The following is a 19,519-nucleotide window of genomic DNA, read 5'->3' as shown; positions in this document are numbered from 1 at the left end:
CTTGATCAACTAGAGCGGACAGGCGAGGGCGGGGTGCCCGCGCTGCACGAGGGCAGCGCGGGCACCGGGCCTCACCAGAATCGGGGGTTGATGGCGTCGCGTAGTGCCAGTTCGTCGAAATCCGATTGCTTGATTTCCCATTCGGCGTACGCGATGTAACGCATCGGCAGGGTAATCAGCAGCCCCGCTGATATGAACACCAACATCACCACCCAGCCGCCGTCCACCAGGAAAGCCATGGACAGCACGAGCGCGATCGGGAGCAGACGGAGCCACCATACCGTCAGACGATAGAGCGGCTTCCGCCTCGCACCGGACGGAAGCGAATCCCTCAAACGGTTACCTTCCGGCACTTTTCCACCTAGCCTCGAAAACCATCAGCGAATCCTACCGCCAAAAGACAGAGATCGCGCTACGGGTAAAGATGTTCGACGCCGGCCCGCCTCCAGCGCCACCCACCATCGCGTTACGGAACGCCTCCTCGGGTTCGATATTCGTGAAGTTGGTGTCCGTAATCTTCCAGGAACCCATCATTCCCAGGAAGAATGCCTTTCCGGTACCAGCCGTGATAGCGCCGCCATGCCAGTTTCCCCCGTCAATCCGCTGACCGGTCTGGTAACAGCCGCCCAACAACACTGCACCACACACCTGAGCGTAGCCGTTGTCCTTCATGTAAGAAGGGGGGACTGAGGTGGCCCCGCCGGTGTAACTGTACCCACCCCAGCCCAGTCCGCCGACTTCGAAAAACACTCCCTCCGGGGTTGAGGTCAGCCCGACGCACAAAATGCCACAGACAGAATGGGTGTAGAAAGGTGACCAGCCGGGCTGCGGTGACGGCGCCGGTGCCGGTGCGGGCTGAGGTACCCCGCCTTCGCCCTTCATGTTGGCAATCTGCCGCGGCGTGTACCGAGAGTACGCACTGGGTTGGTAAACGGGCTTCGGGACGGCCACGAACGTCCACTTATTCGTTACCGGGTTCTGGGTGAGCCGCTTGCCGGTCTTCTTCTGGTGCTGCAACTCCTCCTGGGTCGATCCGGTGGCCATCGGAATGAGTCCGTCCGGGTCGGTGAAGGTCATCGGGTTGTTGTTGGCGTACGAGTATCCCTGGGTCTGTTGCGGATCCGCCAGATCCATGAGCGGGTCGACGGAGATGAAGGCACCGAGGAAGGTGTCGTAGAACCGGGCCCCCAGCAACGACAGGCCGTTCGGGTCCGCGATGCCTCCGACGAAGCCGCGCTGGCCGGAGGGCCAGGTGCCGTTGCTCCCGCCGGACCTCGGGTTGCCGTACGGGTCCAGGTACTTGATCGTGTCCACCCGGGTGACCGAGTTGACCGTCCAGAGCACCGTGCCGTGCCGGTCGGCGCCGAGCCAGATCACATCCTGGACGGCGGTGCCACTCGATGCCGTACGGGAGGCGATGACGTCGCCGCGGTGCGAGTAGTACCGGGTCGCCGTCGTGCTCTGCCCCACGACAGTCAACTCGTGCCCGCCCAGGAAGACCGTCGCCTGACCGTTCGGGTCGAGCCGGGCGATGCGGTTGCCGTCGACGTCGTAGACCATCCGGGTGGTCCCAGCGGGTCCGGTGATCTCCGTCAGCTTGCCCTGCGGATTCCACTCCAGGGTCTCGTCGACCCCGTCGACACTACGGTGGGTCAGGTTGCCGCTCGCGTCCCAGTCGTACTGAGCGCTTCGACCACCACCGGTGACCGTGCGGACCGCGTACGGCTGCGGGCTGTCCGCGTCGGCGTAGCCGTAGTTCGACGTCAGACCGCTGCGGTGGTCGGTCACCGAGGTGCGGGCACCGGCCCTGTCGAAGGCGTACGACATCCAGTACGGAGCCACCCCACCGACGATCGAGGCCTGCGGCGTGGCGGCGCAGGTCGCCGTGGCCTGACTCCATGCCTGGGTGAGCCGACGCAGATGGTCGTACTGGAAACACTGCACATCGCTGGCGGCGGGCCGTGGGTTGTCGTCGTCGTCCTGCGGCCGGTTGGCCATCGACAACACGTTGCCGGCCGGGTCGTACTCATACTGCACGGCGGCGACGTTGGGGATGGTGGCGTCGCGGTCGAAATAGAAACCGGTCAGCCGTCGGGTCACATCGTCGTAGGTGTAACTCTGATACGCCTGCGGCTGATCCTCGACACCGAGTTTGCGTTGGAGCAACTCACCGAAGGGTGACTGGGTGGTGGCGTCGACATAGACGGTGTTGGTCCCGGAGGAGGACATCGTGCCGACGACTCGCGTCACATTGCCGAGATCGTCGTAGGTGTGGTTGACGATCTCCGACTCCAGCCCACCGACCCTCGGCAGTTTCATCCGCTCCAACGAGCCGTCCACCCGATAGGTGGAGGTCGAGGTGTAGGTCCCGGCGACCCCCTCCAGACCGGGCATTGCCGGGATCACGGACGACTCTTCCATGATCTGGTACGCGTTGTTGTAGAACGAGATCTGGCGGCTGAACGAGAAGCCGTCGACGATCGACACCTGCGTCGACAGGTGCCCCTTGGCGAGCGTGTCATAGGTCCACTGCGCGATGAGTTCCCCGTCGGCGAAGCGCCGCGACGGCCGCCCCAGGGCGTCATGCTCGACGGTGACCACCTCGTCGAGGGCATTCGTGCTGGCGATGACGTCACCGGCGTTGTTGTAGGACAAGGTGGTGGTGCCCTTGTCCGGGTCGGTGGTGGTCACCTTCCGGCCACGCAGATCGTACTCGTAGCTCCAGGTCTTGCCGGTCGGGCCGACAACGGTCGACAGGTCGCCGCGCGGGGTGTACGTGTACCTGGTGGTGTCGTACCCCCCGGTCGGGGTCGGCCCGTGGAACTGCCGCAACTCCGTGGTCTGGCCGTGCACGTCACTGAGGGTGATGGTGGCGGTGCCACCCTGCGGTGGGGTGACCGCGACCCGCCAGCCGTCCGGGTCACCGCCGTAACTGGTGATAGTGGCCCAGAGTTGGCTGTCGGCCGACCAGAGGGCTTCGCTGACCACCCGGCCGACCCCGTCGTAGCTGAGCACGGTCCGGGCCCGGTCCGCGCCGGGGTTCAGTTGCCACACCCCGGTGTCCGGCGCACCGGTGATGTATGCCGGTCCCGCCCGGTAAGCCTCCAGACCCCGGTCGTTGTAGCCGGTCGAGGAGATCAGGCGCTGGCCGCCGAGGGCGTCCTTCTGCGTCTGCACCTGCCGGTACAGGGAGTCGAAGAGCCCGACCTCGGTGAGGTAGTTGCCGTTGGGCCCGAGCCGCTTGCTGGTGACGGCCAGCGGACCGTTGTTGCGGACCAGGTAGCTGAACTCCAGGTTCGGCGTCCGGGTCGCCTTCGGCCGGCCGGGCAGCCACACCTTGATCAGCCGGCCGAGCGGGTCATGTTCCAGGTCGGTGCGCTTGTTGTTGGCGTCCACCAGGGCGATCGGCTCCGCCCAGGCGGGTTGCCGGGTGACGGTCGTCTGGTGGCCCAGCGGGTTGGTGGTGACCATCTGGGTCACCGGTCCCGGGCCCGCCGGGGTGTACGCGGTGGTGGTGGTCTCGCCCCGGGCATCCGTGGCGCTCGTGACGCGGCCCAGTGCGTCGTAGCTGGTACGGGCGGTGGTGGTGTAGACCGGGCCGCCGGTCCAGGTGTCGAGGGTGTCCTGGCGGGTCACCAGTCCCTTCGTCGGGGCGGCGCCGTGGGTGTTCGAGCCGTCGTGGAACGTCCGGACGTCGGAGACCACGTCAGCCGGACGCGAAACAGGGTCACCGCAGGCCTTGGCGACGGTTTCCACCCGGGACACGGCCTGCCGAATCCACTCGCCGGTGTTCGTGACGTACGTGGTGCGGGTGCAGGTCTCGTCGCCAGGCTTCGACGTGTCCCCCAGGTCGGACACCGAGGTTGCCAGGCCGTCCCCGTTGTAGGTGGTCCGGGTCTCGGTCCGCGCCCACACGTTCGGCGCGAGAAGCTTGCGGCTCTTGCGCACCGAGGGTCCGCTCAGGTACGCCCGATCGGTGCCTCCGGCATGGCTACGCGCGGCGGTCTGCTGGGTCCAGTACTGGGTGGTGACTGCCTGGACCACCGTCGTCCCGTCGAGAGTCGCCTTCTCCAGCGGGAACCCGGCCAACGCCCGGTGGTCGGTGAAGGTGTTGTTCTCGGAGTCGGAGCCCTGCACACTGCTCCGGCCACCGCCCGGCAGCGGCTGGTCGTGCAGCCCGCGGTAGAACCGCTCGCGGGTGGTCAGGGGCACCCCCTGGTCCGGCTCACCGACCTTGGTGACCACCTGGGAGTAACCGCGCCACTGCCCGTAGGTGCGGTGCTTCTTCTTGGTGAACTCGTTGTCGTCGTAGGCCCACAACACGTTGGTGCTGCTGCCACCCGTGGAGTACACGTAGCGGGTGACGATGGCCGGCTGGTCGGCGGTGCGGTCGATCTCGGAGATCTCCGTGACGACGTACTTGTGGAACCAGTCGAGCTGGGGTTCGGTGTAGCCGTCCGGGGTCCAGTACACGGGGTAGCAGAGCCGCGAGTTGCTCTGCGGCGAGGATGGCAGATCGTTGAGGTCGCAGTCGGTCTCCGAGTAGGTGACGTGCAGGTCCGCGCCGGACTCGGTGCGGATGTTCTGGATCCGCCAGCGGGAGAAGATCGGGGCCCCGGCCAGCACGTTCGCCCGGTTGGCCAACTCCACCCCGGTGAATCGGACCGGCGGCTCGGTGGCAGTGCCGCCGACGTGTCCGGCGTGCACGATCTCCTTCAGCCACAACGATGCCGAGCCGGCGGTCCTCGGCGCCTTGAACTCGTGGGCCAGAGTCCACGACTCGACGTTGGAGAAGGTGCTACCGCTGCGCACCTGGGTAGTGATCTTGGTCAGTCGCTTGGTGTTGAAGAAGACCGGGGCGAGCTTGTCGGTACAGGGCGCCGTGGCGCAGTCCTTGTCCCAGGGGACGTCCGGCCAGTTGGCCCGCACCGGCTTGCCGTCCTCGTGACATTCGGTCGCCAGGCACCGGTCGGCGACGGTGAACAGCACCCGGCCGGTGGCGGCGACACTCGGGTGGTCGGCGTGCAGGCCGTACTCGATCCGCGTCAGGTGACCGCCCCGATGGAAGGACTGCCGGTTGTCCTTGTCGCCCGCCGCACCGTAGTGCCCGGTCTCGCTCTGGTAGTAGTAGCGGACGGTGTTGCCGTGTACGTCCACCGCCTTGTCCAACAGCCACCGCCAGGCCTGCTTGCAGGCCGAGTCCTTGAAGGTGGAGGCGTGGCACTTCTCGCCCGAGTGGTTGCCGAAGACCGGCTTCGTCCAGCGGGAGTTGGCCGAGGCAGCCTCGACGGCGAAGAAGTACCTGTTGCCGTCCGGGGTGGTGATCGTCCACCGCTCGGTCGTGGCGTTGCCCGTCGTCGCCGCGTTGCCCTGTAACTGGATCCGCCAGTTGGCGTCGTTCTGGGCCCGCCAGACGCCCGTGTCGTCGTCCTTGATCAGGGAGGTGTTGGTGCCGTTGAGCGAGACGGTGACGTTCGGCGAGTCACCGCTCCAGCAGTGGTCGTAGGTCTTCTTGTCCTTGTTGTTGGGATCCTGGCCGTCGACCGCGTTTCGGTCGTCGGCGCAGGTGGCGTAGGTCCGTTCGATGAACCCGGGCGCGTAGTCCCAGCCGTCACCGACCCATGAGGCCTGGTTGTTGGCCCCGGCCATCCGCCCGTCGACGGCCTGCGAGGAGTAGTTCAACGACACCTCGGGCAGTGGACCCTCCGCCGGAGGAAGCCGCACCGGGTTCGAGTAGGAGAACCCACCGGACCCACTGCCCGCCGTCCAGGAACCCGACGCCTGCAGGTCGGTCGCCTTGTAGTCGCCGTCCTCGGATGCCTCCTCGCCGATCAGAGCGAACACGACCGGCTCCGCCCCGGTGAGGCTGACCTGTGTCGACACCGTACGCGCTACCGGGTCGTTGGTCGCCGCGACGGGCTCGACCGCCTGACACTGCGACCGCTGCGGGGTGGTCGCCGCACACGCCGGCAGCCGCTTGAGGGTCAGTCGCTCACCCCAACCCGCGCCGTAGAGCTGCCGTATGCCGGCATAGCTGAAGGTGGTCTCGACCGCTCCGGTGCCGCCCTCGACGACCACCACCGGGCCGCTGACCCCGAGCCGCCGGGAATGCTCCTCGGCCAGCACCTGCACCCGCGTCTGGTCGGGGGCACGCCGGCCGGCGATGGCCGAAGCCGTCACCGGCAGACCACCGGCGACCCTCTGGACCCCCCGTCCGGACGGCCAGCCACCGTCGCGCAACCGCTCCGTCGGGGAATCAGCGATCACGAGGGTGGCACGGCCGGCAGCCGGCCAGGTCGCGTGCTCCGGTCCGGCCCACCTGCCACCGTCGTCCGGCAACGGAGACCGATCGACCGGTACCCGCCGCGCAGGCTCCGGTCGGGTCTGCTGCACCTTGCGGTCGCCCGAGGGCACCTCGGCCGCCTGCACTGGCGGGGTCACTGCGAGGGTCGACGCCACCAACGCCGCGGCAGTGACCACGATTGTTGCTTTACGTGCACTTCTCTTTACGTAGCGTAACTGCGACATGTCGCCTTCCTTGCACTGAGAAGGGGTGGAGGAAAGTCGAGAGAGAGCAGGCTGGGCGGGGCGCGGCCGGCAGCCGCGCCCCGTGACCGTCAGCCTTCGGCCAGGTTGGCGATCCGCTCCGGGGCGAGGGTGGAGGTCCAGATCCGGACGTCATCCACCAGTCCTTGCAGCGGGGACCACCGGTCTCCGTTGGTGGCTCCGGAACAGCCGATCAGGGTAGGTCCGTTGGCCATCCACGGCGTCGTCGGACCGTCGGCCTCACCCTGCAACGCACCGTTGACGTAGAGGCGTACCTTGCCGGCCGCGACGTCGAACACACCCGCCAGGTGGGTCCACTCGTCGAGCAGCGGGGGATCCGTCGACATGACCTTGTGCCACACGAAGTCGTCGCCTTCCGCCGACGACAACTCGAACTGCCAGCGATCGGTGTCGGGGAGGTACTTGAGGTCGAAGCCGCCCCGCTGACCGGCGGCCTGCCCCACGACGGTGTGATGGCCGGTGGTCTGCTCCAGGAACACCCAGGCCGCCACGGTGAAGGAGGCATCGGTGCGGACCGCCGGGCCGGGCGCCTCGGCACAGGAGTGGTCGGACAGCAGCAGAGCACCGTCCTGGCCGAAGGCCCGGTCCCGTCCCCAGCTGTACGGACCGGGGACCGACAGGTCACGGCCGTTGCCAGACATGTCCTGCAGGTGGGTCGGCATGTCGCTGGCCGGGCCCTCCAGGGGCCACATCCCCTCCAGCTTCACCGCCGGGTTGCCGCCGTACACCGTCTTCACCTCGTCGGCGGTCAGCGCGCCCTGCCAGGCCCGCACCGCGGAGACCGCCCCGTTGACGTGGTCGGCATCCACGCCTGCATGGCGGGCACACCCCACGGTCAGCGGCCCCTCGGCTCGCCACGGGGTACCGGTGCCGACCGCCGAGGCGGCCAGGGTGCCGTTGACGTACAGGCTGAGGCGATTGTCGGTGGCGTTGTAGACACCCACCAGATGAGTCCACGTGCCTGCATCGGCCGACGAAGACGAGCGAACGATGTGGGACAGCGAGTATTCGTCATCCGTCGGCTTCATCATCAGCGCCCAGTAGGGCGCTCCGCTGAGGTACCGGGCGCCGAGGAACCACCCACTGACCCGATCGCCGTCCTGTCCGATGATCGTCTGGCTGCCGGTGCCGACACTGTCCAGCTTCACCCACGCCGCGATTGAGAACGACTCGTGGGTACGCACGACCTGCTCTTCGGTCCGGGCGCACTGGGTGCCGGTGAACTGCGCCGCCGAGCGCAACCGGCCGTACTGGTCCTCCGCCCAGGATGCCGGCTGCGGAAGGACCAGAGCCGTGGAACGCTCGGTGGTCTCGGTTCCGTCGCCGTGCAACGGCCAGTTGCCGATCTCACCGGCGGGAAGCTCGGTGGCCGCCTGACCGATCTGCGCGTCGGAGAGCAGCCCCTGCCAGATCCCGACCTGATCGATCGAGCCGGTCATGTGGTGCCACGACGACGACTGGCTGCCGGCGCATCCGATGAGCAGCCGACCCTCGGCGTGCCACAACTGACCATCGATGGTGGCCTGCGACGCAAGCACCCCACCGACGTAGAGGCGGACGACCTTGGCCAACGGGTCGACCGTGGCGGCCAGGTGCTGCCACTGGCCCACCGCGGCGGCCGGCGCGGAGGCCACCACAGACCCCGAGTTCGCGCTGTCCGCACCGGCCAACGACACCTGCCACCTGTTGGTTGCGGCGTCGTGACCCAGGACGAACGCGGACGCGGCGGAGCCCGCCTGCGCGACGACGGCCCGGTTGCCGCTGGTCGAGGTCAGCTTGGCCCACGCAGCCACGGTGTAGTCCGAGTCGGTCCGGATCACCGGAGAGGTCTGCGCGCAGTCCGTACCGTCGAAGGTCAGCGCGGAATCGGGGCTGCCGGCACGGTCGGGACCGTAGCCGATTCCGCTGCCGAGTTCGAGGTGTCCGCTTTGGCCGGAGTCGTCGATTGCGTCACCGTTGAACCGCCAGGCACCCTGGAGCTGGGCCTCGGTGCTGCGGCCGCTGTAGAAGTTGAACTCGGTACGCGCCGAGTAGTTGCCGGCGTTGTCCTGAGCCCACACGTACACGTGGGTACGACCGCTCTCCGGCGTGAACGTGATCGTCGTCGTACCGGTGGAGTTCACGAAATGCTGCTGGGCGTCGACCCCGATGCCGTACGCGAACCGCCGCAACCCCGAACGGGCGTCCGACGAGGTCAGTTTGAGCGTCACCGGCTCACCGACGACCGGGCTGTCGGACATCCGGGCCACCACGGGTGCCGTCGGTGGGGTGTGGTCCAACCGGAAGTAGCACCAGCCCGTCCAATCGGTGCCGTCCTCCATGTCGGTGCCCCGAACACGCCAGTTGTAGTTGCCCTCGGTGAGGGTCGGGGTGGGCCAGGCTCGTTCGCTGTCGGACTTGGTCCAGGCGGAGAGATGGACAGCCGGACTGGTGGGCCCGTTCAGGTCGAACTGCACCCGTACGGTTCCGTCGCCGTCCTTGGCCTTGCCGAACAAGGTCGGAGTCCGGTTGGTGATCCAGGGGCCGGGCGAGGCGGCACAGTTGCCACCGGGCGAGGTCCGTACGGCCACCGGCGAGGTCGGCTTGTGTTCGTAGGTGGCCTTCAACTTGACGTGGTTAGGGTTGAACTTGGCCCACCGACCTCCGCTCTCGGATCCCATTCGCAACCCGAAGGTGATCGAGTCATAGCCCGCGTTCGCGTGCCGCTGGACGTGATGGCCGATCTTGGATCCATTGAAACTCAGCCAGTCGGGATCCTGGCCGCAGGACGCGTTGGCCTTGCCCAGCCTGGTCTGCAACGGCCCGTCGTGCAGCCACTTGTTCTTCATTCCGTTCCAGGTGGGGGTGTTGCTCGCGATCGAGTTCGTCTGCCAGATGCCGATCGACTCGCCCGCGCACCACCCGGTGTGCACCAGGTACGCGTCGACACTTGTCGTGCCGACCAGGCGCTTACCGGCCAACACCGTCGTATCGAAGTAGAAGTGTGCCCGCCAGATGTCGCCGTGACTGTCGTAGTTCGACCCCACCCGGGCCGTCTCACGCGGCCAGGCGGTCCCCGAGGTCCATTGGGTGTCCGGTCGCGAGTCGTTCACCGGCGCCCATCGGGACCATTTCTTGTCGTACGTCGGGTCGATGAAGATCGGGAAGCTCCCGGCCTCCAGCACCTCAGGGTCGGCGGCGACCGTCAACGAGTCGCCTTCCAGCCGAACCTCGACCGGGGTGACCAGGGCGGAGTCGGCCGGTCCCCGAACGGTGGAGGGGGCAGCCTCGATCGACTCGTGGGAAGCGAGGAACCCGGCCGACCGCGTAACGGTCTCGGGTGAGTCCCACGCCACCGCCGGTGGCGACCCTGCCAGCACACCGTCGGGGCCGGAGATGGTCACCGACCCGTCCACGACCGCCACCTCGGCCGAGCCACCCACCACATAGGGGGTCTCCCGCACCAGCGGATTCGCGGCGGCGGCGGCGCTCTTCACCACGAGCAGGTGCGAGAAGCCACCCCGCTCGGCCCTGACCACCAGATCGACGTCCGGATACACGTTCGGGTACGTGATCGTGTCGTCGGTGATCACGCCCGGTGGCAGGGCGTCCGGCCAGCCCAGCGAGAAGGTCGCGCCCGCGCCGGTCATCGTGGCGAAGGGACCGGTGCCACCGGCTGAGAAGACCACCTCGGCCGTGGAGGCGACCGGACGAATCAGGCCGTCCGCTCCCGCCTCCAAGGTGGTGTCGATCTCCGCCCAGGCACCGTCCTGCTCGACCCACTGCGGCTCGACCCAGGATTCGAAGGCGAAGTCACCAGACGGTTGCGCGAACACCTTCGTCGTCTCCGACGCCGCCGCCAGGACCTCGACCTCGGTTTCACAGGAGGCCGCCAAGGCCTGGGCGGCACGTTCCGAGGACGCCGTCAAGGTGTCCGCGTCGACGCACGGATCCGGAGTACCGGCCGAGGCAGGAGTCGCCGGCAATACCACCAGGAGAGAGCCCGCTAACGCCGAACTGACCAAAATGGACAAAACGCGGGCATGAAGGAATGACAACAAAGCCGCACCCCCGTACAGCAGCTTGATCAACAGTACGTTCCACAAAGTACAGAAGTCGTGACGCCAAGACCATAGTGAAGGTCAAGAATTTTGCCTGGCCATTGCTTTCGTCCGACTCCAGCCACTATGGACGGTGGACCCGGAAATACGCGACACCCACCGATACGACCAATCAGTTTATCGGTATTCTTCGAACGGACGAGATTTCGGGATCGGCATCGCTCAATTCCCGTCAAGACGGGTATCCGGTGGGATGCCTCGGCCCCCGCCATGAGATTTCGTGATACGTCGGGAACAGGGATGCGGAAGTGACACGGGTCGCCTGTCGGCCTCACCCCGGTCCTGCTCCGTGACAGACCTCAGCCGCCGGAGTCGGCCAGTTCGGCGCCCTCGGGGACGGTGTCGTCGTCGCGGCTGACCAGCCAGCCGTCCGGCAGGAAGACCTTGCCGGGTGAGTTGGTACGCCCGCGCGGCTGGCCCAGGGTCTCCGTCGGGAACGGCACGGTCGGGTCCAGCTTGCCGAGCAGATCGTCGAGCTGGGCCAAGCTGTCGATCATGGCCAGGGCGCGGCGCAGCTCGCTGCCGATCGGGAAGCCCTTGAGGTACCAGGCGACGTGCTTGCGGAAGTCGGTGCAGCCGTCCCGCTCGCCCCGGGCCGGGTTGCGGGCCCCGGCGGTGAACTGGTCGACCAGCAGCTCGGCGTGCCGGCGCATGGTCAGCGCCACCTCGCCCAGGCTGGGCAGCCGCCGCTCGGTACGTCCGGCGAAGGCGGCCTCCAGGTCGGCGAAGAGCCACGGTCGGCCCAGGCAGCCCCGTCCGATCACCACCCCGTCGACCCCGGTGTGGGCCACCATCCGCAGCGCGTCGTCGGCCTCCCAGATGTCGCCGTTGCCGAGCACCGGCACGTCGAGGGCCTGCTTGAGGGTGGCGATCGCGTCCCAGTCGGCGGTGCCCGAATAGCGCTGTGCGGCCGTACGCCCGTGCAGGGCGACCGCGGCGACCCCGGCGTCCTGCGCGGCCAGCCCCGCCTCGACGTACGTCAGGTGGTCGTCGTCTATGCCCTTGCGCATCTTGACCGTGACCGGCACCCCGGCGGGGGCGGCGGCGCCCACCGCGGCCTTGACCAGGCGGGCGAAGAGTCGACGCCGCCAGGGCAGGGCCGCGCCCCCACCGCGCCGGGTGACCTTCGGGACCGGGCAGCCAAAGTTGAGGTCGATGTGATCGGCGAGATCCTTCTCGACCACGATCCGCACGGCGGCGGCGGTGATCTCCGGGTCGGTGCCGTAGAGCTGGAGGCTGCGGGGGCTCTCGTCCGCCCCGAAGGCGATCATGCGCAGGGTCTTCGGGTTCCGCTCGACCAGGGCGACCGTGGTGATCATCTCGCAGACGTAGATGCCGCCGCCCTGCTCCCGGCAGAGCTGGCGGAACCCGACGTTGGTGATGCCCGCCATCGGGGCAAGCACCACCGGCGGCCACACCTGGTGCCGCCCGATGGTCAACGGCCCCAGCGCAGCACTCGTCGGCATGGTCACCGCCCAAGTGTAAGGAAGGGCCCCTTCTTAACGCCTCCTGCATAGGAAGGGCCCCCTGTTAACGCGACGCATACCACATTCCGGTCGCAGGTGGGGCGTCGTCCACAGGGTGCGGGGCTGTCCACAGCTACCCGGCTCGGCTGAGACAAAGCGCGGTCGGACTGGTGATGCTCCGGGCATGCCTACCCCTCCACCCGAGTTCTCCGAGCTGGCCGAGCGGCAACAGCAGATCGTCAGTCGTACCCAGTTGCTGAGCTTCGGCTTCGACGACATGTACCTGTACCGGCAGACCCGGCGGGCCCTCTGGCAACGGGTGCTGCCCGCGACGTACGCCCTGGTCACCGGCACCCTGACGGACGAGCAGCGGCGCATCTCGGCGGCGCTGTACGCCGGTGCCCAGGCCCAGCTGACCGGCCTGGCCGCACTGACCTGGTACGGCTTCCGACAGAGCCCGCGCAGCGACGACGTACACCTGATCGTGCCGCATCACGCCCGACGCGCCTCGGCGGGATACGCGGTGATCTCGCGGACTCTCGCCTTGGACGTTCGGGCCCGGACCACCCCGCTGTACGCGGTGTGCTCACCGGCCCGCGCGGTGGTCGACGCGGCGCGCGACCTGCGGCAACTCCGTCCGGTGCGGGCCATCGTGGCCGAGGCCGTGCAGCGAGGGTACGCCGACCTCACGACCCTGGACGAGGAGATTGCCCGGGCACGGCGCAGCCGGACGGCGCTGATCAGAAAGGCGTTCGCGGAGGTGACGGCGGGTATCCGGTCCGCGCCCGAGGCGGAGTTGCGCCAGTGTCTGGCCGACAGCAGTGTGCTGAGCGAGATCCACTGGAATCCCCGGCTGCTCGACCTGAACGGCGCCTTGCTGCCGACACCGGACGGCTATCTGGCCGACGCGGCGGTGGCGCTGGAGGTCGACTCGCAGGAGTACCACTTCCGACCTGCTGACTGGACGCGCACACTCGACCGGCACAACGAGTTGAGTCGGCTCGGGGTCCTGGTGCTGCACTTCACGCCGGCGCAGATCCGCCGCGAGCCGCGCCGGGTGCGCCGCACGGTGGAGGACGCGTACGACTCCCGACGTGGTTTCGGTGCCACCGTCCGGGTACGCCTCGACCAGCCCACTCGGCCCGCGTCTTGTTAAGAAGGGGCCCCTCCTCTACGCCAGGCGTTAAGAAGGGGCCCTTCCTTACAGCTCCTTACAGCTCAGCAGCCCGGGAGGTGGTCGATCAGGTAGCGCTCGACCTGGTCCAGGGCGATGCGCTCCTGGGCCATGGTGTCCCGGTTGCGGATGGTCACCGCGTTGTCGTCCAGGGTGTCGAAGTCGACCGTGACGCAGAAGGGGGTGCCGATCTCGTCCTGCCGGCGGTAGCGGCGGCCGATGGCCTGCGAGTCGTCGAACTCGACCACCCAACGCTTGCGCAGCTGCGCGGCGAGGTCCTTGGCCTTGGGCGACAGGGCCTCGTTGCGCGACAGCGGCAGCACGGCCACCTTGATCGGGGCCAGTCGCGGGTCGAAGCGCATCACCGTGCGCTCCTCCATCTTGCCCTTGGCGTTCGGCGCCTGGTCGACGTCGTACGCCTCGAGCAGGAAGGCCAGCACCGCGCGGGTCAGGCCGGCGGCCGGCTCGATCACGTACGGCACCCAGCGCTCGCTCTTGGTCTGGTCGAAGTACGACAGGTCGACCCCGGAGTGCTTGCTGTGCGTGGTGAGGTCGAAGTCGGTGCGGTTGGCGACCCCCTCCAGCTCGGCGAACTCGCTGCCGCCGAACTGGAACCGGTACTCGATGTCGACCGTGCGCTTCGAGTAATGGGAGAGCTTCTCCTTGGGGTGCTCGTAGAAGCGCAGGTTCTCCTCGGAGAGCCCCAGGTCGATGTACCAGTTCCAGCGCTCCTGAAGCCAGTACTCGTGCCACTGCTCGTCGGTGCCGGGCTCGACGAAGAACTCCATCTCCATCTGCTCGAACTCGCGGGTCCGGAAGATGAAGTTGCCCGGGGTGATCTCGTTGCGGAACGACTTGCCGGTCTGGGCGATGCCGAACGGCGGCTTCTTCCGGGCCGCGTTCGCCACGTTGTTGTAGTTGACGAAGATGCCCTGGGCGGTCTCCGGGCGCAGGTAGTGCAGCCCTTCGTCGCTCTCCACCGGGCCCAGGTAGGTCTTCATCAGCCCGTTGAACATCTTGGGCTCGGTGAAGGTGCCCTTGTTGCCGCAGTTCGGGCAGTTCAGCTCGGTGAGGGAGGCCAGCGGCTTGCCGTGCTTCTCCTGGTACGCCTCTTCCAGGTGATCGGCCCGGAACCGCTTGTGGCAGGACTGGCACTCGGTCAGCGGGTCGACGAAGGCGTCGAGGTGGCCGGAGGCCGCCCACACGTCCCGGGCCAGGATGACCGCGGAGTCCAGCCCGACGACGTCGTCACGCTGCTGGACCATGGTCTTCCACCACTGGCGGCGGACGTTCTCCTTGAGTTCCACGCCGAGCGGACCGTAGTCCCACGCCGATCGGGTGCCTCCGTAGATCTCGCTGGAGGGGAAGACGAAGCCTCGGCGCTTGGCGAGGCTGACGATGGCGTCGATACGGTCGGCTGGCATGTTTCCTCCTACGCCGACTGGCGGTCGGCGGGGACCGATGGGATGAAGGGCACAGTTCAGGACAACGGTACGACCACCGCTGTCCCGAACTCAGCACATTACCTGCGCCGGGTCAGTTGACTCCGCAGACCTCCATGCCTCCGGTCTGCTGGTCCTGGGCCAGGATGACCTGCTGGCGCTCCTGGCCACCCCCGGCGAAGGTGACGTCCACCGGCACGGTCAGGGTGGTGGTGTCCACGCTGCCGACCTGATAGGAGACGATCTGGGGCTCGGCGGCGGCGCGGCGTTCGAACTCCTGCCGGGACTCGCGCCGCTTGACCGCGTCGCAGAGCTGGTCGTACGCCTGGCCGTACTCGCCGTCGGCCAGGGCCCGGTAGTAGTCGCCGGAGACCGTACGGCCCTGCTCCTCGACCGCCTGCACCCCGCTGATCAGCAGACCGACCGCGGCGGCACCGCCACCACCGCAGCAGAGCACCAGGGCCAACGCCCCGGCACCGAGGCCGAGCCAGAGTCGGGAGCGACCCCCCTCGGTCGGCGGAGCCGCGAACGGCGGGGCCACTCCGGGGCCGGTCGGCGGGGCCGGGGGCCCGGGGTCGGCCGCACCGGGCGGGGGGAAGCCACCGTGGCCGGGGGGCCAGGGATTCTGCTGGCCGGACGGACTCTGCTGGCCGGGCAGCGGGGGGTGGGGTGGTGGGGCCGCCGGTCCGGGAACGGTCATGGGAGCCAGCGTAGTGCCCGACAGCTCAGCGGTAAGGACCCGCGGCCCGATCGCTGGCGACCACCACGACCTCCCCGTCCGGGGCGGCGCTGGCCAACGTCTCGTAGGCGGACGGCTCGTCGATGCTCTCGGCGAGCAGCGGTATCGCGGTGACCTTGACCTCGAAGCCACCGAGCGCCCGCCGGTAGGTGCCGACCGACTCCCATTCGGTGAGCAGGCACCAGTGTCGCGGGTCGTCCAGGGCCCGGACCAGTTGCCCGCGCAGGTAGCCGGGGCGGGCGGCGAGCGCCGCGAGGGCGGCGTGGGCCCGTTCGGTGAATTCCTGGGCACCGTCGTCCTCGACCACGAACCGGTTGGTCACCAGCACCGGGCACTCCTCCTCGTAAAGTCTGTGGGATGCAGCGTACGCAGCGCCAGATCGCCGCCCGCCTGGCCCGGGCCAACCCGACGACGGTGTTCCTGGTCACCCTGCTCCTGGTGCTTGTCGCGTTCTTCACCCCGGGCCCGCTGGGCGGGCTGTTCACCCTGCTGCTGGCCGCTGCGGTGGCCGCCCTGCTGGTGACGACCTGGCCGGTGCAGACGCCAGCCACCCGGGTGATCCGACTGTTGATGTTGACCCTGTTGGTCACCGTCGGCCTGGTGAAACTACTCTGATCAACCTGCCCTGACATGCAACTATGCGTTTTTGACAATCATTGTCATTGTCGCGGACAGTCGTTGCATGACCTTCCGCACCGCCTCCCGGGCGCTGGCCGCGGCCACTGCCGCGCTCGCCCTGACCCTCGTCACCGGCTGCACCGGCGACGAGGCGGCCGGCAACGACCCGGAGCGGGTTGACGTGGTGGCCGGCTTCTACCCCTTGCAGTTCCTGGCCGAGCGGATCGGCGGGAACGCCGTGGCGGTGACCAACCTGGCCCGCCCGGGCGCCGAGCCCCACGACCTGGAGCTGAACCCGCGGCAGGTCGGCCAGATCATCGACGCGGAGCTGATCGTCTTCCTGCACGGCTTCCAGCCGGCCGTGGACGAGGCGATCGAGCAGCACGGCGGCGACCACGCCTTCGACGTGGCCGAGGTGGAGCCACTGCTGGACGCCACCGCCGGTGGCCACGACCACGACCATGGTGATGACCACGACCACTCCGATGAGAAGTCCGACGGGGCGAAGGACCCCCACGTCTGGCTCGACCCGACCCGGCTGGCCACCATCGGCGACAAGCTGGCCGAGCGGCTCGGCGCGGTCGACCCGGACCACGCCGACGAGTACACCCAGCGGGCGGGCGCCCTGCGCACCGAGTTGGAGAAGCTGGACACCGAGTTCACCGAGGGGCTGAAGACCTGCCAGCGCCGGGAGATCGTGGTCAGCCACACCGCGTTCGGGTACCTGGCCCAGCGCTACCAGTTGGAGCAGATCGGCATCACCGGCCTCTCCCCCGAGGACGAGCCCTCCCCGCAGCGGCTGGCCACGGTCACCGAGGAGGCACGCGAGCACGGCGCCACCACGATCTTCTTCGAGACCCTGGTGAGCCCTAAGGTCGCCGAGACCATCGCCCGGGAGGTGGGGGCGCAGACCGCCGTGCTGGACCCCCTGGAGGGTCTGTCCGCCGAGGGCGGCGGGGAGGACTACCTTTCGGTGATGCGTACCAACCTGCAGACCCTGCGGACGGCGTTGAGCTGCTCGTGACGACCGAAGTCATCACTCTGACGCGCGGGGTGGTCGGCTACGAGGGCCGCCCCGTGCTGCGGGACGTCTCGCTGACCGTGGCCGCCGGTGAGGTGGTCGCGATCCTCGGCGCCAACGGCTCCGGCAAGTCCACCCTGATCCGCGCCGTGCTCGGGCTGGTCCCGCTCAGCTCCGGCTCGGTCACCCTCTTCGGGGAGCCGGCCCGCCGGTTCCGCCAGTGGCACCGCATCGGGTACGTCCCGCAGCGGCTCGGCGCGGGCAGTGGCGTACCGGCCACGGTGGGCGAGGTGGTCGCCTCCGGCCGGCTGGCCCGCCGGGGGGTGCTGCGCCCGCCGGGGCGCGCCGACCGGGAGGCCGTGGCCGAGGCGCTGCGGGCCGTGGGGCTCGCCGACCGGGCGAAGGACCCGGTGTCCACCCTCTCCGGCGGACAGCAGCAGCGCACCCTGATCGCCCGCGCCCTGGCCGGTCGGCCGGAACTGCTGGTGCTCGACGAGCCCACCGCCGGGGTGGACGCCGCCAGTCAGGAGGCGTTCGCCGAGGCGCTGCGCGCCTTCGTCGACGGCGGCGGCACCGTACTGCTGGTGGCCCACGAACTGGGCCCCCTCCAGCCCCTGATCAGCCGGGCGGTCGTCGTACACCAGGGTCTGATCGCGCACGACGGCGCGGTGCCGGAACCGGCCGGGCACCACGCGGCGCCCGACCACGACCACGTGCATCCGCACTGTCCCGAGGAACCCGCCGGGTTGTGGGGCACGAATTGAACCTCTTCCAGTACGAGTACATGCAGAACGCCCTGATCGGGGCGCTGGTGATCGGCGTGGCCGCGCCGGCGCTCGGCATCTACCTGGTGCAGCGGCGGCTGGCCCTGATCGGGGACGGCATCGGGCATGTGGCCCTGACCGGTGTCGGCGCCGGCCTGCTCTTCGGCACCTCCCCGGTGATCATGGCGGTGATCGCTGCCGTCATCGGTGCGGTGGCCATCGAGCTGATCCGGGAGCGGGGCCGTACCTCCGGGGACCTGGCCCTGGCCCTGCTCTTCTACGGCGGCATCGCCGGTGGCGTGGTCCTGGTGGGGCTGTCCGACAGCACCAGCGCGAACCTCAACGCGTACCTGTTCGGGGCCCTCACCACCACATCTCGCGGTGACCTGGCCACCATCGCGGCGCTCGGCCTGGCGGTGCTGATCACGATGATCGCCCTGCGTCCGGCGTTGTTCGCGGTCTGCCAGGACGAGGAGTACGCCCGGGTCTCCGGCCTGCCGGTGCGGGCCCTGAACCTGCTGCTGGCGGTCACCACCGCGATCACCGTGACGATCGCGATGCGGGCGGTCGGGGTCCTGCTGATCAGTGCGCTGATGGTGGTGCCGGTGGCCACCGCCCAGCAGGTCACCCGAGGTTTCCGCACCACCATGACCGCGGCGATGGCCCTCGGGCTGTTCGCCGCCGGGGCCGGCATCTGGCTGGCGGCGGTGGCCGACACCGCCCCGGGCGCCTCCGTGGTGGTGCTCGCGATCGTCTCCTTCGTGGTGGTCACCCTGCTCGCCGCCGCCTGGCGCCGGATCCGTCGGACCCGGCCCGCGCCGGAGCCCGCACCGGAGCCACACGAGGTGGTGCTCGACCGATCCTGACCAACCCGGGCTTCCTGACACTGGTTATCGTTGCGGGGTGAGCAGCGGATCCGGGTACGACGCGTACGAGGGCGCCAGTGAGCTGCTGCGTGCCCTCTCCGCGCCGATCCGGCTGGCCATCGTCAGCCAACTGGCCGGGGGCGAGCGCTGCGTGCACGAGTTGGTCGACACCCTGGGCGTCACCCAGCCACTGGTCTCCCAGCACCTGCGGGTGCTGCGCGGCGCCGGTGTGGTGCGCGGCTCCCGGCGCGGCCGGGAGATCGCGTACAGCCTGGTCGACGAGCATGTGGCACACATCGTGGCCGACGCGGTGAGCCATGCCGGGGAGGGATCATGAGCGACGGTGGTACGGCGGTCCGTAACACCCGGCAACGCTCGGCTGTCAGCGCCCTGCTGGGCGAGGTGGAAGGCTTCCACAGTGCCCAGGACCTGCACGCGATGCTGCGCGAGCGCGGCGAACGGGTCGGCCTGACCACGGTCTACCGGACCCTGCAGAGCATGGCCGACGCAGGCGAGATCGACGTGATGCGCCCGCCGGGCGGCGAGCACCTCTACCGCAGGTGCAGCGAGGGACACCACCACCACCTGGTCTGCCGGGCTTGTGGTCGTACGGTCGAGGTCGCCGGCCCCACCGTGGAGACCTGGGCCGACAAGGTCGCCGCCCAGCACGGCTTCACCGACGTCAGCCACACCCTGGAGATCTTCGGCACCTGCCCCACCTGCACCCCCTGACCCTCCTCCCGGTGGGGTGAGCGTGGCAGG

Annotated in this window: 14 protein-coding genes; 7 read left to right on the top strand and 7 right to left on the bottom strand. The window is 68.8% G+C overall.

The window, feature by feature from the left end:
* Positions 1-71: 71 nt before the first annotated feature.
* The 4 genes from OIE53_RS00425 to dusB all read right to left on the bottom strand — a co-directional run bounded on the left by OIE53_RS00425 (position 72) and on the right by dusB (position 12,133).
* Complete coding sequence (locus OIE53_RS00425; RefSeq protein ID WP_327024550.1) at positions 72-353, bottom strand: hypothetical protein; 282 nt, start codon at positions 351-353, stop codon at positions 72-74.
* 34 nt (positions 354-387) lie between these two features.
* Entirely contained in the window at positions 388-6,480 is a 6,093-nt protein-coding gene (locus OIE53_RS00420; RefSeq protein WP_327024549.1) for an RHS repeat domain-containing protein, read from the bottom strand.
* Positions 6,481-6,617: 137 nt separating this feature from the next.
* Positions 6,618-10,475, bottom strand: coding sequence for a LamG domain-containing protein (locus OIE53_RS00415; RefSeq protein WP_327024548.1), 3,858 nt, complete (start codon positions 10,473-10,475; stop codon positions 6,618-6,620).
* A gap of 491 nt (positions 10,476-10,966) precedes the next feature.
* The gene (gene dusB, locus OIE53_RS00410; protein WP_327027012.1) at positions 10,967-12,133 is read right to left on the bottom strand and encodes a tRNA dihydrouridine synthase DusB; all 1,167 of its coding nucleotides are present in this window, start codon (positions 12,131-12,133) and stop codon (positions 10,967-10,969) included.
* Positions 12,134-12,317: 184 nt separating this feature from the next.
* On the opposite strand from dusB, the gene OIE53_RS00405 reads away from it, so the two are divergent.
* Positions 12,318-13,289: a hypothetical protein gene (locus OIE53_RS00405; RefSeq protein ID WP_327024547.1), complete on the top strand. Its 972-nt coding sequence runs from the start codon at positions 12,318-12,320 to the stop codon at positions 13,287-13,289.
* A 62-nt stretch (positions 13,290-13,351) separates the two neighbouring features.
* Here the strand turns inward: OIE53_RS00405 and OIE53_RS00400 are convergent, their stop codons facing one another.
* The 3 genes from OIE53_RS00400 to OIE53_RS00390 form a co-directional block, all read right to left on the bottom strand.
* Positions 13,352-14,731, bottom strand: a complete 1,380-nt coding sequence (locus OIE53_RS00400; RefSeq protein ID WP_327024546.1) for a glycine--tRNA ligase — start codon at positions 14,729-14,731, stop codon at positions 13,352-13,354.
* A gap of 112 nt (positions 14,732-14,843) precedes the next feature.
* A complete protein-coding gene (locus OIE53_RS00395; protein WP_327027011.1) occupies positions 14,844-15,290 on the bottom strand; it encodes an Rv0361 family membrane protein in 447 nt (148 codons plus the stop codon).
* A 184-nt stretch (positions 15,291-15,474) separates the two neighbouring features.
* Positions 15,475-15,816 carry an antibiotic biosynthesis monooxygenase family protein gene (locus OIE53_RS00390; protein WP_327024545.1) on the bottom strand — a complete coding sequence of 114 codons (342 nt, stop codon included), beginning with the start codon at positions 15,814-15,816 and terminating at the stop codon, positions 15,475-15,477.
* A 29-nt stretch (positions 15,817-15,845) separates the two neighbouring features.
* Between OIE53_RS00390 and OIE53_RS00385 the strand changes: the two genes are divergently transcribed.
* From OIE53_RS00385 to OIE53_RS00360, 6 genes are all read left to right on the top strand, one after another.
* Positions 15,846-16,103: a hypothetical protein gene (locus OIE53_RS00385; protein ID WP_327024544.1), complete on the top strand. Its 258-nt coding sequence runs from the start codon at positions 15,846-15,848 to the stop codon at positions 16,101-16,103.
* Between the two features lie 67 nt (positions 16,104-16,170).
* The gene (locus tag OIE53_RS00380; protein ID WP_327024543.1) at positions 16,171-17,130 is read left to right on the top strand and encodes a metal ABC transporter substrate-binding protein; all 960 of its coding nucleotides are present in this window, start codon (positions 16,171-16,173) and stop codon (positions 17,128-17,130) included.
* Positions 17,127-17,891, top strand: a complete 765-nt coding sequence (locus OIE53_RS00375) for a metal ABC transporter ATP-binding protein (protein ID WP_327024542.1) — start codon at positions 17,127-17,129, stop codon at positions 17,889-17,891. The genes OIE53_RS00380 and OIE53_RS00375 overlap by 4 nt, the downstream gene beginning before the upstream one ends.
* A complete protein-coding gene (locus OIE53_RS00370) occupies positions 17,888-18,757 on the top strand; it encodes a metal ABC transporter permease (RefSeq protein ID WP_327027009.1) in 870 nt (289 codons plus the stop codon). Before OIE53_RS00375 ends, OIE53_RS00370 begins: the two co-directional genes overlap by 4 nt.
* 37 nt (positions 18,758-18,794) lie before the next feature.
* Positions 18,795-19,094, top strand: a complete 300-nt coding sequence (locus OIE53_RS00365) for an ArsR/SmtB family transcription factor (protein ID WP_327024541.1) — start codon at positions 18,795-18,797, stop codon at positions 19,092-19,094.
* Entirely contained in the window at positions 19,091-19,489 is a 399-nt protein-coding gene (locus tag OIE53_RS00360; protein WP_327024540.1) for a Fur family transcriptional regulator, read from the top strand. Before OIE53_RS00365 ends, OIE53_RS00360 begins: the two co-directional genes overlap by 4 nt.
* Positions 19,490-19,519 lie beyond the last annotated feature (30 nt).

Source organism: Micromonospora sp. NBC_01739, assembly GCF_035920385.1.
Taxonomy (GTDB): Bacteria; Actinomycetota; Actinomycetes; order Mycobacteriales; family Micromonosporaceae; genus Micromonospora.
This window is presented reverse-complemented; position numbering and strand designations above follow the sequence as displayed.